The 13,463-nt window shown below is 72.0% G+C and carries 11 protein-coding genes; 4 read left to right on the forward strand and 7 right to left on the reverse strand.

Annotation, left to right across the window (positions count from 1 at the left end; genetic code table 11):
- Nucleotides 1-160 precede the first annotated feature (160 nt).
- The 3 genes from JIAGA_RS0105100 to JIAGA_RS0105110 all read left to right on the forward strand — a co-directional run bounded on the left by JIAGA_RS0105100 (nucleotide 161) and on the right by JIAGA_RS0105110 (nucleotide 5,782).
- Nucleotides 161-1,570, forward strand: a complete 1,410-nt coding sequence (locus JIAGA_RS0105100; protein WP_026874834.1) for an L-fucose/L-arabinose isomerase family protein — start codon at nucleotides 161-163, stop codon at nucleotides 1,568-1,570.
- A gap of 76 nt (nucleotides 1,571-1,646) precedes the next feature.
- On the forward strand, nucleotides 1,647-3,125 hold the full coding sequence (locus JIAGA_RS0105105; RefSeq protein ID WP_026874835.1) for an FGGY-family carbohydrate kinase: 1,479 nt from the start codon (nucleotides 1,647-1,649) through the stop codon (nucleotides 3,123-3,125).
- Between the two features lie 50 nt (nucleotides 3,126-3,175).
- Nucleotides 3,176-5,782, forward strand: coding sequence for a tetratricopeptide repeat protein (locus JIAGA_RS0105110; RefSeq protein WP_026874836.1), 2,607 nt, complete (start codon nucleotides 3,176-3,178; stop codon nucleotides 5,780-5,782).
- Between the two features lie 60 nt (nucleotides 5,783-5,842).
- Here JIAGA_RS0105110 and JIAGA_RS0105115 read toward each other — a convergent pair whose 3' ends face one another.
- Together JIAGA_RS0105115 and JIAGA_RS27645 are read right to left on the reverse strand one after the other, a co-directional pair.
- Nucleotides 5,843-6,169 (reverse strand): hypothetical protein, encoded by a 327-nt coding sequence (locus JIAGA_RS0105115; protein ID WP_026874837.1) that lies wholly within the window; start codon nucleotides 6,167-6,169, stop codon nucleotides 5,843-5,845.
- Nucleotides 6,170-6,805: 636 nt separating this feature from the next.
- A complete protein-coding gene (locus JIAGA_RS27645; protein WP_035812115.1) occupies nucleotides 6,806-7,759 on the reverse strand; it encodes a siderophore-interacting protein in 954 nt (317 codons plus the stop codon).
- Nucleotides 7,760-7,963: 204 nt separating this feature from the next.
- Here JIAGA_RS27645 and JIAGA_RS32780 point away from each other — a divergent pair, with 204 nt between their 5' ends.
- A complete protein-coding gene (locus JIAGA_RS32780; RefSeq protein ID WP_051425743.1) occupies nucleotides 7,964-8,425 on the forward strand; it encodes a GNAT family N-acetyltransferase in 462 nt (153 codons plus the stop codon).
- Nucleotides 8,426-8,550: 125 nt separating this feature from the next.
- Here JIAGA_RS32780 and JIAGA_RS0105130 read toward each other — a convergent pair whose 3' ends face one another.
- The 5 genes from JIAGA_RS0105130 to JIAGA_RS0105150 are packed head-to-tail and all read right to left on the reverse strand — an operon-like array spanning nucleotide 8,551 to nucleotide 13,441.
- Nucleotides 8,551-9,462, reverse strand: a complete 912-nt coding sequence (locus JIAGA_RS0105130; protein ID WP_026874838.1) for an aldose 1-epimerase family protein — start codon at nucleotides 9,460-9,462, stop codon at nucleotides 8,551-8,553.
- A complete protein-coding gene (galK, locus tag JIAGA_RS27655) occupies nucleotides 9,459-10,586 on the reverse strand; it encodes a galactokinase (protein ID WP_051425744.1) in 1,128 nt (375 codons plus the stop codon). The genes JIAGA_RS0105130 and galK overlap by 4 nt, the downstream gene beginning before the upstream one ends.
- Nucleotides 10,565-11,521, reverse strand: coding sequence for a UDP-glucose 4-epimerase GalE (gene galE / locus JIAGA_RS0105140; RefSeq protein WP_026874839.1), 957 nt, complete (start codon nucleotides 11,519-11,521; stop codon nucleotides 10,565-10,567). Before galE ends, galK begins: the two co-directional genes overlap by 22 nt.
- Nucleotides 11,522-11,570: 49 nt before the next feature.
- A complete protein-coding gene (gene galT / locus JIAGA_RS0105145) occupies nucleotides 11,571-12,653 on the reverse strand; it encodes a galactose-1-phosphate uridylyltransferase (RefSeq protein ID WP_026874840.1) in 1,083 nt (360 codons plus the stop codon).
- Nucleotides 12,650-13,441 carry a DeoR/GlpR family DNA-binding transcription regulator gene (locus tag JIAGA_RS0105150; RefSeq protein WP_026874841.1) on the reverse strand — a complete coding sequence of 264 codons (792 nt, stop codon included), beginning with the start codon at nucleotides 13,439-13,441 and terminating at the stop codon, nucleotides 12,650-12,652. The genes galT and JIAGA_RS0105150 overlap by 4 nt, the downstream gene beginning before the upstream one ends.
- Nucleotides 13,442-13,463: the final 22 nt, after the last annotated feature.

A 13,463-nucleotide genomic window follows, 5' to 3' on the forward strand; every position in this document is an offset into this window, starting at 1 on the left:
CACACGTCACGTGCCGGTCAACACTCTGCACAGGACAAAAGCCGTCATTGCAGGACCATCGCCGTGCGAGCGGCGGCGCCGTCGTTGACATCGCAGGGGGCCTCACCTAGCGTGTCAGCAATCGATTTCTAGATGGTTCGAGAACGATGGGAGTGCCACCGTGGCGCGTATCGGTGTGTTGACGATCTCCGACGGCCGAGACTTCGTCCATCGCGACATCGCGGATTGGGCACGGTCGTCGGAGGATGCCATCGTCACGGCCCTGGAGGGTGCCGGGCACGAGGTGGTGCGCGCGCCGGAGCTGGTGAGCACCAACGAGCTGGCCACCAGCCAGGCCCGTCTCGTCGCGGAATCGCGCCCGGACCTGACCATCTTCAACTACTCCGTCTGGGCCTTCCCGCACTTCTCCATGCTGGCCGCCGACTCCACGCCGGGCCCCCTGGTGCTGCTGTCGAACATCGACCCGGTGCAGCCGGGCATGGTCGGCATGCTGGCAGCCGGCGGCGCGTTGGACCAGATCGGCCGGGTGCACGGCCGGGTCTGGGGCGACGTCGCCGACCCGGCCACACTGGAACGCCTGCTGGTGCACGTGCGTGCCGCCCAGGCGGTCGGCGGCCTGAGGGGCAGCACGTTCGGCCGGTTCGGTGGCCGCCCGATGGGCATGTACACCGCCGTCGCGAACACCGACCAGTGGCTGTCGACCTTCGGCGTCGATGTCGAGGAGATCGACCAGTGGGAGATCGTGCGGCGGTCCGAGCTGGTGTCGTCCACCCGGGCCAGGGAAGGCCGGGAATGGCTGGAGAAGCACGCCAACGTCCACTACGACGGCAAGCAGCTCACGCCCGAGGTGCTCGAGCGGCAGATCCGCTCCTACCACGCCGTCCGAGAGCTCATCGACGAGTGGAACCTCGACTTCTCCGGCATCAAGGGCCAGCCGGAGCTGACCACGCACTTCACCACCATGGACATCACCGAGGCGTTCCTCAACGACCCCTACGACTGGGAGGGTCCGAAGCCGACCCATGTCACGGCGACGGAGTCGGACATGGACGCCGCGCTGACCATGCAGATCCTCAAGCTGATCTCCGGTGACCCGGTGCTGTTCGCCGACGTGCGGCACTACCACGCCGACCGCGACATCTGGGATCTCGCCAACTCCGGCCAGCACGCCACCTGGTACGCCGCCCGCAGCGACGACCCGGCCGAGAACCTGCGCCGGGTTCACCTCTACCCGGAGGTGTTCTTCTTCCCAGCAGGCGGGGCGTCCGTGCACCACATCGCGGCGCCGGGCGACATGACGCTGGCCCGGCTGACCCGGCACAGCGGCCGCTACCGCATGCAGGTGGTGCGCGGCGCGTTCGAGGACTACGGCGACGAGGTCAACGAGTCCTTGGCCCGCCAGTCGACGTTCGAGTGGCCGCACGCGTTCACCCGGATGGAGGTCCCGGCCGACGAGTTCCTGTCCCGGTTCGGCGCCAACCACATCCACGCCGTCCCGGGCGACTACGTGGCCGAGCTGAAGCAGGTGTGCAGGCTGCTCGACGTCGACTTCGAGCCCCTGGGCCGCTGATGAATGATCACGTCCGGCATCGGTGTTCCCGCTCCACCAGGGATGCTTGCCCAGTGACACGTGAGGACGCCTGGTGATGAGCGAACTCGTCCTGGGCATCGACATCGGGACGGCCAGCAGCAAGGGCGTCCTCGCCACCGTCGACGGCGAGGTGGTCGCCGTCGAGGTCGTGGAGCACGAGACGGCGCGCCCGCGGCGGGGCTGGGTCGAGCACGACGCCGACGGCGTGTGGTGGTCCGACGTGTGCGAGCTCAGCCGCAGGCTGACCGGAGCCGTCGACGCAGCCCGTATCCAGGCCGTCTGCGTCAGCGGCATCGGCCCGACGGTGCTGGCCGCGGACGCCGACGGCGTACCGCTGCGGCCGGCCATCCTGTACGGCGTCGACACCCGAGCCGTCGGGGAAGCCGCCGAGCTGTCGGCGCGGCTGGGCGACGACGCCGTCCTCGACCGGTGCGGTTCGCGGCTGTCGTCGCAGTCGGCCGGGCCCAAGCTGGCCTGGCTGCGCCGCCACGAGCCCGAGGTGTGGGCACGCACCCGCTACTTCTTCATGGCCAACAGCTACGTCGTCCACCGGCTGACGGGGCAGTACGTGCTGGACCACCACTCGGCCAACCAGGCGCAGCCGCTGTACGACCGGCGCCGCGGCGAGTGGATCGAGGAGTGGGCCGACGTCGTCGCGCCCGGGCTGGAGCTCCCGCGGCTGCTCTGGCCGGCCGAGATCGCCGGCACCGTCACCGCCGACGCCGCGGCCGTCACCGGGTTGCGGGCCGGCACGCCGGTCGCCGCCGGGACCATCGACGCCTGGGCGGAGGCCGAGAGCGTCGATGTTCGGCACCCCGGCGACGTCATGATCATGTACGGCTCCACGATGTTCTTCATCGCGGTCACGTCCGCACCGGTCGCCGCCGCCAACCTGTGGGGCACCGTCGGCCAGCACGCCGGCCTGCACACCCTTGCCGGCGGCATGGCCAGCTCCGGCTCCGTCACCGGCTGGTTCCGATCGCTCACGGGGGACCGGCCGTACGAGTCGCTGGTCGCGGACGCGGCCGCCGTCGGTGCCGGTGCCGACGGGCTGCTCGCGCTGCCGTACTTCGACGGCGAGCGCACGCCGTTCGCCGACCCCGACGCGCGCGGCGTCATCGCGGGCCTCACCCTGCGGCACGGCCCGGGCCACGTCTACCGTGCGCTGCTGGAGGCGACCGCGTTCGGCGTGCGGCACAACCTGGAGGCCTTCGCGGCCGCCGGGGTGACGCCGTCGCGCGTAGTCGCCGTGGGCGGCGGCACCAAGGGCGACCTGTGGACCCGCATCGTCAGCAGCGTCGCCGGCGTGACGCAGGAGGTGCCGGCGGTCACGGTTGGTGCGTCCTACGGCGACGCCAAGTTGGCCGCCGTCGCCGTCGGAGCCGCCGAGCGGGATACCCGGTGGAGCGGCGGCGGCATCACCGTCGAGCCCGACCCAGCCGACGCGGCGCGGTACGACAAGCTCTACCCCCTGTACCGAAGCCTGCACGAGCGGACCAGCGACATCCAGCACGCACTGGCCACCAGAGCGTGACGCGCGCCCGGCGATCGCCTAGGGTGATCAAGGGCGTACGAGGGGGCATAGTGGCGCGGCGGCTACAGGGGACGGGCGAGAACGCTGCCACCGTCGTCGGAGCCGATGTCGGCGTCGATGCCGACCGTCGTTGGACACTGGAGCGCCTGGCGCTGGAACTGCGGTCGATGCGCTCGGCGGCCGGCCATCCCTCATACGCCGAGATCGCGCGGCGAATTGCCGCGCACCGCGCTGGCAGGGGAGTGCCGCCAGCCGAACGCAGACCCGCCAGGGCCACCGTCTACGACTGCTTCCGCACTGATCGTCGCCGCGTCGACGTCGACCTCGTGGTCGACATCGTGCGGGCGCTCGGCGCGTCCGAGTCGGAGTGTGCCTGGTGGGTTCGTGCGTGCAGCGCGGCCCAGCGCCAGGCCGACGCGGCGACCGTCGTCTCCGTGCATGCGGACCTCCCGGCTGCCGTCGACGAGTTCGTGGGTCGCGACCGTGCAGTCGACCTCATCGTGAGCTCCGGCGCGGCGGGCACCGGCCCCCGGCTGTTCTCGATCGAGGGCCTGGCAGGCGCTGGGAAGACCCAGCTGGCCGTCCGAGCCGCGCGCCGGCTCGTCGACCGGGGCGACGTGGACGCCGCTATCGTCGCGGACTTGCGCGGCTTCGACCGCGACAGCCCGCCGGCGGACCCGTACGCCGTCATGGCGGCCTGCCTGCGCGTCCTCGGCGTCCCCGCCCGGCAGATCCCGGCCGACAGCCAGCGACGGTCTGCCCTTTTCGCCGAACGGCTGCGGGATCGCAGGTGTGTCGTGATTCTCGACGATGCCGCTGACGCCGACCAGGTACGCCCGCTCCTGCCGGACGCCCACGATGGCGTCGTGCTGATCACCAGCCGGACCGCGGTGAGCGAGCTCATCGGCGCGGTCCCGGTGGCGCTCGGAGCTCTGTCCACCGACGAGTCGGTGAGCCTGCTCCGGCAGGTGGCCGGAGCGGAGTTGGTCGAAGCGGATCCGGATGCCGCCGCTGACCTCGTCGAAGAATCCGGGGGCTTGCCCCTGGCGGTCGGCCTGACCGCCACCCGGGTCGCGGCACGGCCCGGGTGGTCGCTGAGGGACCATGTGGCCGTCCTGCGCGAGCGGCGCCGCACGCTCCGTCTCGACGACGCCGTCCGGGCCTCGCTCGACCTGTCGTACTCGGCCCTGCCTGCCTCCGCCCGCGCGGTGGTCCGCCTGCTGGCCGTGCATCCGTGCGACGACCTCGACCTGCCCTCGATCGCCGCTCTCACCGGGCGCGAACTCGCCGACGTGCGCGGGGACGTCGACGATCTCACCCGCCACCACCTGCTCGACCAGCCGCGCCCAGGCCGGTACGCCATGCACGCACTGGTACGGACCTATGCCCTGGACCGTTCGCACGATGAGGACCGGCCCGCGGATCGGCGAGACGCCATGCTTCGACTGTGTGACCACGTCGCCGCCATGGTGTGGGGTGCGTATCACGCTTCTCACCGGGCCGAGGGCGAAGGGCCGCGACGGCACCCCGCGCGGCTCACGGTGCCCGCTCTGAGCGAGGACGACGCCCGCACCTGGCTGTCCGCCAATCTCGCGACCATTTTGACGCTGGCCGGGCACGGGAGCGACACCGGTCGTGACGGCCTGGTCGTCGAGCTGTCCGAGGGCGCCGCCTCGTGGCTCAACACGTTCGGGCATTACCGCGAGGCACGGCTGCTGCATCAGATGGCGCTGGACCACGCAACGACAGCCGGCGACCGCCCGGCCGCGGCGCGGGCACGGCTCGACCTGGGGATGACCCTGGTCAGGCTCAGCGAGAACGCACTGGGCAGCCGCCAGCTCCACCGGGCTCTGAACGTGTTCGACGACATGGGCGACGTCAGGGGCGCCGGGGTGGCGATGAATGCCCTGGCGATCATCGACGTCCACGAGGGCCGGCTCGACGACGCGATCGAACGGTTCCAACGTGCTGGTGAGTACGCCCGCGCCGCCGGCGACGGCGTCGGTATCGCCACCGCACTGGACAACACCGCGATCGTGCTGCGCCGAGCCGGCCGGCTCGACGAAGCCGCCCACCACCACGAACTCGGACTCCAGCAGGCAGAACTGATCGGCGACACGTATCGCGTGTCCACCGGGATGATCAATCTGGCCGAGGTGCAGCTGCTGCTCGACCGGCCCGAGGACGCCCTCACGTCGGCCGGCCGTGGCCTCGAGCTCGCTCGCGCTCTGGCCAATGCGCCGGCGATCGCCTACGGCAACGACAACCTGGCCACTGTCCTCTCGACGCTGGGTGATCACGCCGCCGCCCTGACTCACTACGAGGAGGCGCTGGCGCTGAGCCGGGACATCGGAGACAGGCACCTCGAGGCGGGCGTGCTCAACAACATCGGCACGGCCAGCTTCAAGCTTGGGGACGTGGAGCGAGCCCGCAGCCATCACAGCGACGCGCTGATCGTGAGCTCCGGCATCGACGACGATTTCGAGAAGGCACGCGCGCTGGGCGGGCTCGGCGCGGTCCTGGCGGCCGGCGACGACGTCGACGAGGCCCGCCGGATGTGGACCGACTCCCTGGCGATCTTCGAACGGCTGGGTGCCCCTGAGGCCACTGATATCCGCGACTGCCTGAACCGTTTCCACGAGCGACCGGAGGCGTGACGCAGCCGCGGCCGCACCGGTGAGGTGGGCCGGGCTCCCGGCTCACCCCACCGGTGGGTGCTACTTCGGCAGGGTCTCCACCGTCACCGGCTTGCCCACGTGGACCGTGCCCGTGCGAATCGGCGTGAAGCTACTGGGGAACAGCGTCCATCTGCTGCTGGTCCGTGGTGCGTTGACGTCCACGCCGGCACCGACCTGCGGGGCGAGCTCATCGATCTCGACCGGGTCATCGTTGTCCAGGTTGTCCTCGTAGTACGTACAACCGCCGTCTCTGGTGAAGACGTAAGGACGTCCGCCGGTGGTCTCTCGCCAGACCTCGGCCCGGAAGCTGTGGCCGTCGCTGATGAGGTAGCGCTGGTACCGGTAGTTTCCGGACGCCCAGGGCACGCCTTGTCGGAAGCTGTAGTTCTGGATCGCGTCGTAAGATGCCGTCGGGCACTGACCTGCGGCATTGGCTGTCGGCGCCGTACCGATCAGGACCGTGGCGGGCGCAGTAGCCGCGAGAGCCGCGGCCAGGAGACGGCGGCCCGGCCGCCGGGATCGTCTGGACGATGCAGACATCTGACTCCTTGCCGTGGGCCGTCGGCTGCCTGCGCTCGGGTGTGCGGCTCGGCTCACGCGGCACCGCACTGCCGCGAATTGGAGATGGAGCCGTAGTACGTGCCGTCTAGGCCATAGATGTGCGCTGTGCTCCCGATGCAGCGGACCTGATGCCCGACCGCGCTCGCCGGCGCCGCGGCCCCGGCGAGCGCGACAGTGGCCAGAGCTGCGACCGCCAGTCCGGATGTAAGACGTTTCATCGGTGAGACTCCTCTGTTCGACCTGACATTCCAGCCGCCCGCGTTTCGCAGACGCGGACGTCCCATGCAGCATCGCCGCGGGTGGGGGTCGGCCGATACTTCTCCGGACGATCCCGGACGCCCGGCCGGGCCGTCGGCGTAGGAGGTCGTCGCCGAAGCGGTTTCGCGGTAGGGGTGGTCGCGCCTTGGGCGTGGCGCGGTCGAGTGGAGTGGGACCGAAGTGTCAGTCCTCGGAGCGACCGGCCCGCCAGTAGCCCATGAACGTGACGGCGCCCTTGTCGATGCCGCGCTCGCGGACCAGGTGCCGCCGGATGGTCTTGATCGCGCCGGCCTCGCCGGCGATCCACGCGTAGGCGCTGCTGCCGACGCCGGCGGCGACCTCCCACAGCACCTCGAGGTCGATGTCGACGGTGTCGACGGCACTGGCGTCCAGCGCGGCCGCCCGGGCACCGCGGCCGAACTCCGCCCCGCACACGGCATCGACCAGCAGCTGGCCGTTGGGCGCGACCGAGCCGTCCGGACGCAGCCGGGGCAGCCACGTGATCTCGGCCTGGTGCGGTGCGGACAGCGTCAGGGCGTCGGCAGCCTCGGGAACCTCGAGGAACACCTGTAGGCGGGCGGTCTCCGGCAGCGTGCCGCGCAGCCGCTCGAGGATGCCACCGATGGCCGGGACCGCGGTCTCGTCGCCGGCGATGAGCACGTCGCGGGCGTCGACCGGCGGGTTCCACTCGTGCCCGCGACAGTCGGAACCGTACAGCCGGTTCGGGCCGATCAGCGCGACCTCCTGGCCGACGACGGCGCGGCCGGCCCACGCCGAGGCCGGGCCGGCGTCACCGTGCAGCGCGAAGTCGACGTCCACCTCACGGGCGGCCGGCCGGACCGCCCGGATCGTGTACGTGCGCACGTAACCACGTTCGGCGGGGTCGGCGGCGCGGTAGTGGGTGTACCAGTCGGTGGCGGGCAGGTGTGGGACTGGCCGGCCGGCTGGCGGCAGGTGCAGCTTGATCCGCTGGTCGGGGCCGTCGTGACCGAACTCGTCGAGGTCGTCGCCGGTGAACGTGATGCGCAGGAAACACGGGCTCAGGCGCAGCACCCGGGCCACGGTGACCCGGAACGGCCGCCAGGACGGAACGTCGGCGGCGCGTCGGTCGGCGCGTGCGGTGGTCACGGTGGTCATGGTGTCCCCGGTTGATCCCCGTCGGAAGGTTGCGTTCGCCTAACTTAGGCGAGGCTAACCGATGGCCTTCAAGATCGCACCCCTGGGGTGGCAGATATTTCGTGGACAGCGTCATTAGCCTGGTTCGGTGCTGACGACCTCGCTGACCGAACTGCCCGGCCACTCCGCACCGGTGGCGCACAGCGGCGGTCACCCGGTGCCGCGGTGGCATCTCCCGCCGGCCGTGCACTGTTCGTCGTCGCCCCCAGTGCCGAGGCGGGTCGGCTGGCGACGGCCGCGTTGGAGCTCGACCCCGTGGCCCGGATCATCGTGCCGGCCGGCGCGGAGCCGGACGTGGGGGCGCCCCTCGGTGAGGGCTGGGAGTGGATCTGGTTCTGGGCCGACCAGCCGCCGGCGTGGCGCCCAGGCGAAAGCGCCGTCCACCGCCTCACCGCCGCCGATCTCGACGCCGCCGCCGCCCTCCTCCGGGTGGCGTCGCCGCGGACGTCCGTGCTGCCCGGCGACCCCGGTGTCCGCTCCTGGTTCGGCGTCCGCGACGACGACGGCGCCCTGGTCGCGTGCGCAGCCGAGCACGAGCGCGCCCCGGGCGTGTGGCACCTGCAGGCCATCGCGTCGCATCCGCAGCGCCGGGGCCGGGGACTGAACCGTCCCGACCTCCCCCGTTGATCTTGGAGTTTCGGCGGAATCCATGCGACATTTCGGGCCGCGAATCCGCACTTTCTCCAAGATCAACGCGGAGCGGGAGGGGAGGGCGGGGTCCAGCGCTGTGTCGACCCCATGGGGGCGAGTGGTCAGAGGGCCGCGATGGTCCAGGTGGTCTCGTGCGACTCGCCGGGGGACAGCTTCACCAGGTCGGTGCCGGAGTTGAACGCGTCCGGCGGGCAGGTCATCGGCTCGACCGCGAGCCCGGCGCGGTGGCCCGGGTCGCCCGGCCGGTCGGCGGTGTGGATCTGCACCCACGGGCAGGTCGCCGGGTCCCACGTGCACACCACACCGCGGCCGTCGGCGGCCCGCAGCCGGACCCGGGCCCTGCCGTCGGACTCCGGCGACAGCGAGGTGAACGCGTGGTCGATGAAGACGTCGTCGAGTGTCCGCGACGCGCGGAAGTCGAACGCCGAGCCGTCCACCGTCGCCCGCGACACCGGCAGCAGCCGATCGGGCGTGACCTCGAGATACTCAGCCGCCGGCAGTTCCAGCGACCAGTCGTCCACCCGGCCGTCGCCGGCCACCAGGTAGGGGTGCGGTGCGGTGCCGTACGGTGCCGGGCCGTCGCCGGCGTTGGTGGCCGCCACGGTCCAGTGCAGGCCGGCGTCGTCCAGGCGGTAGCGGACCCGCAGCTCCAGCGGATGCGGGTAGAACGGCTGCGGCACCAGCCGGTGCGCCAACTCGACCGCATCGGACGACTGCGCCGCCACCTCCCAGCGCACCCAGGTGACCAGGCCGTGCAGCGCGTTGTGGCGGTCGGGCTCGGTGAGCGGGAGCTGCCGGGTCTGCCCGCCGAACGTGTACCGCCCGTCGGCGATCCGGTTCGGCCACGGCGCCAGGACCGCGCCGCGGTGCGCGGGCCGGATCTCGTCGGCGCCGAAGCCGACCACCAGTGGCCGGTCGCCGTGGTGCAGGGTGCGCAGAGTGGCGCCGACCTGCGTCACGACGGCGGAGTAGTCGCCGTGCCGCAGCTCGACCTGGGTGCCGCTGGGACTCACGTGGGGTTCTCCTCGATGCCTGCGCCCGCTGCCGGGCGGACGGTGAAGACGGACGGTGCGGGGTAGCCCCGCTCGTCGAAGGCGGAGCGGACGGCGTCGGCCACTCGGTCCGAGTCTGCCGCATCGGTCAGTGCGACGACCGACCCGCCGAAGCCGCCGCCGGTCATCCGGGCACCGAGTGCGCCGGCGTCGAGGGCGCTCGACACCGCGACGTCCACCTCGTCGACGGTGATCTCGTAGTCGTCGCGCATGGAGGCGTGCGACGCGGTCAGCAGCGGACCGATCTCGCCGACCCGGCCGGCCCGCAGCAGCCCCACGGTGTCCAGGACGCGGGCGTTCTCGGTGAGCACGTGCCGGACCCGCCGGCGCATGACGTCGTCGCCGAGCTTGCCGAGGACGTCGTCGACGGCGTCGTCCTGCACCTCCCGCAGGGTGGGGACGCCGAGCAGCGCGGCGGCCTCCTCGCAGCTGGCGCGGCGGGCGCCGTAGCCGCCGCCGGTGTGCTCGTGATGGACCTTGGTGTCGACGACCAGCAGGTCGAGCCCGGCGGCGGCAAGGTCACACGGCACCGGCTCGGCGGTCATGGCGCGAGCGTCGAACAGGATGACGTGGCCTTCCTGTCCGTGGAGCGAGGCCATCTGGTCCATCGCGCCGGTGGGTGCGCCGACGTAGACGTTCTCGGCCCGCTGCACCAGCAGCGCCAGCGTGGTGCGGTCCAACCCGAGCCCGCACAGGTCGTTGAGCGTCACCGCCACCGAGCACTCCAACGCGTGCGACGACGACAACCCGGCACCCGACGGCACGGTGCTGTCGATGTGCACATCCGCGCCGGGGACGTCGTGACCGGCGTCGCGCAGCGCCCAGAACACGCCGGCCACGTACGCCGCCCAGCCCTCGACGTCACCGGGCGAGCTGTCGACGCCGAACGTCACCGGCTCGGTGCCGGACGCACTGGACGAGGCCACCACGACACCGTCGGTCCGAGGCGTCACCCGGGCGGTCGTGCGGAACGCGATGGCCAGCGGCAGCGCGAAGCCGCCGTTGTAGTCGGTGTGCTCGCCGATGAGGTTGACCCGCCCGGGCGCGGAACCCGTGCGCGCGCTCACCGCTGCAGGAACGTCCACGCGTCCTCCACGATCGTCTCCAGTCCGTGTTCGGCCCGCCAACCCAGGTCGGCCGCGATGCGCTCGGCCGACGCGACCAGCACCGGCGGGTCGCCGGCGCGGCGGTCGCGGTCGCGGGTGGGCACCGGGTGGCCGGTGACCCGTCGTGCCGCCTCGATCACCTCGCGCACCGAGTAACCGGTGCCGGAACCGAGGTTGTAGACCCGGTGCGTGCCCGGCGCGCCGCTGGTCCCCGTCCAGTCCAGCGCCAGCAGGTGCGCCCGGCCCAGGTCCTCCACGTGCAGGTAGTCGCGCACCGCCGTGCCGTCCGGGGTGGGGTAGTCGGTGCCGAAGACGTCCACCGCATCGCGGCGGCCGGCCGGGACGGCCAGCACGTTCGGGATCAGGTGGGTCTCCGGGTCGTGCCGCTCGCCGTGCCGGCCGAATGCGCCGCCGACGTTGAAGTAGCGCAGGCTCACCGCGGCCAGGCCATGCGCCGTCGCCTCGCCGGCCAGTGCGTGATCGACGGCGAGCTTGCTCTGGCCGTACGGGTTGATCGGGAGCGCCGGGGTGTCCTCGGTGATCGGGCTGACCTCCGACTGGCCGTAGGTGGCCGCCGTCGACGAGAACACGAGCCGCCGCACGCCCGCGGTACGCATCGCGTCGAGCAGCCGCAGCGTGCCGACGACGTTGTTCCACCAGTACAGCTCGGGCTGCTGGACGGACTCGCCGACCAGTGAGCGGGCTGCGAAGTGCAGGACAGCGTCGAAGCTGGAATCGATGGCGTCGGCAGCTTCTTCTATGCTGCCGCGGACGAACCGCGCCCCGTCCGGCACGGCTTCGTCGTGTCCGGTCAGCAGGCTGTCCAGGACGACGACCTCGTGTCCGGCGGCGACCAGCTGCGCGCCCACCACCGAGCCGATGTACCCGGCACCGCCGGTCACCAGGAGCTTCACAGATCCACCTCGCTGTTCGTCCGGTCGCGCTCGGTCCCTCGTCCGTTCCTCACTCGGGCACCTCGCTGCTGCGCAGGCGTGCGGCCACGTCCTCGGGCAGCACGTCGGTGATGAACGCGCCCATCCCGGATTCGGACCCGGCCAGGTACTTCAGCTTGTCCGCCGCCCGTTTGACCGAGAACAGCTGCAGGTGCAGGTAGGCGAGGTCGCGGCCGGTGGAAACCGGAGCCTGGTGCCAGGCCGCGATGTACGGCAGCGGCGCGTCGTACAGCGCGTCGAACCGCTTCAGCACGTCCAGGTAGAGGTGCACGAACTCGTCGCGCTCGGGGTCGTCGAGGTCGGCGATGGCGGCCAGCTGACGGTGCGGGTACAGGTGCACCTCGACCGGCCACCGCGCCGCGGCCGGAACGAACGCCGTCCAGTGCCGCGTCTGCGCGACGACGCGCACGCCGGCGGCCTGCTCCTCGGCCAGCACGTCGGCGAAGAGGTTGCGGCCGGTGCGTTCCCGGTGCTTGCGCGCCGACTCCAGCATGCGTGCGGTGCGCGGCGTCACGTACGGGTAGGCGTAGATCTGCCCGTGCGGGTGCGACAGCGTCACCCCGATCTCCTGGCCGCGGTTCTCGAAGCAGAACACCTGCTCGACGCCGGGCAGCGCGGACAGCTCGGTGCTGCGGTCGGCCCAGGCCTCGACGACGAGCCGGGCCTGTTCGGGCGCCAGGGTGGCGAACGACGCGTGGTGGTCGCTGCTGAAGACCAGCACCTCGCACCGGCCGACGCCGGGCCGGATCGGCACCAGCTCGGTGCCGGTCGCCTCGGTAGCGGCCGCCATGGACAAGCTGGGGAAGCGGTTCTCGAACGCGACGACGTCGTAGTGGTCCGACGGCACCTCGGTGGGCCGGTCCGGGGTGGACGCGCACAACGGGCACAGGTCGGCCGGCGGCAGGAAGGTGCGGGTCTGCCGGTGCCCGGCCATGGCCACCCACTCGTCCAGGACCGGGTCGTGCCGCAGCTGTGAGGTCGTGCTCACCGGAGGCAGGTCGCGCGGGTCGTCGAGCCGGTGCGTGGCGTCGTCGCGACGGTCGAAGTAGATGATCTCGCGGCCGTCGGCCAGCCGCGCCGTGGTGCGTTTCATTCCGGTCCGTTCTCGTGTGCTGCGGTGGGGGCGAGGATGAGTTCGCCGACGTGCTCGGCGAGCTGCCGGCGGGCGTCGTCCGGGAGGCCGTCGTCGGTGACGAGGACGTCGGCGTCCTCCAGCCGGGCGATGGTGCTGATGCCGACCGTGCCCCACTTGGTGTGGTCGGCGACGACGCCGAGGCGCCGGCCGGCCGCGACCAGGGCGCGGTCGGTGTCGGCCTCGAGCAGGTTGGGCGTGGTGAAACCGGCACGCGGGTCCATGCCGTGGACGCCGAGGAACACCAGGTCGAGGTTGAGCCGCTCGAGCGAGGCGACGGCCACCGGGCCGACCAGCGCGTCGGACGGAGTGCGCACGCCACCGGTGATGATGACGTCGATGTCGCCGTCGCCGTGCAGCACGTCGGCGATCTGCATGGAGTTGGTGACGACCGTCAGCCGGGGGATCCCGCGCAGCTGCCGGGCGAGTGTCCACGTCGTGGTGCCCGCGGACAGCCCGACGGCCCAGCCGGGCTGTACCAGGGCCGCGGCCGCCCGCGCGACGGCTTCCTTCTCCGCCTCCTGGCGCAGCCGCTTCGCCGCGAAACCGGGCTCCTCGGTGCTGGGCGCCCGCCGCGAGGTGGCGCCGCCGTGCACCTTGTCCAGCGCGCCGCGGGCCACCAGGGCGTCGAGGTCGCGGCGGATGGTCATGTCGGAGACGTCGAACCGGCCGGCCAGCTCGCTCACCCGGGCGGCGCCGCGACGATGTACCTCGTCGAGGATCAGCGCCTGACGCTCCGCAGCCAGCATCGCGCTCCTCGGTGGTGTGCGG

The organism is Jiangella gansuensis DSM 44835 (genome assembly GCF_000515395.1).
Lineage (GTDB): Bacteria > Actinomycetota > Actinomycetes > Jiangellales > Jiangellaceae > Jiangella > Jiangella gansuensis.

Excerpts from the sequence above, each read along its gene's own strand:
- JIAGA_RS0105105 (WP_026874835.1), top strand. The coding sequence starts at position 1,647 with ATGAGCGAACTCGTCCTGGGCATCGACATCGGGACGGCCAGCAGCAAG.
- JIAGA_RS27645 (WP_035812115.1), bottom strand. The coding sequence starts at position 7,759 with ATGACCACCGTGACCACCGCACGCGCCGACCGACGCGCCGCCGACGTT.
- galT (WP_026874840.1), bottom strand. The coding sequence starts at position 12,653 with ATGAAACGCACCACGGCGCGGCTGGCCGACGGCCGCGAGATCATCTAC.
- JIAGA_RS0105150 (WP_026874841.1), bottom strand. The coding sequence starts at position 13,441 with ATGCTGGCTGCGGAGCGTCAGGCGCTGATCCTCGACGAGGTACATCGT.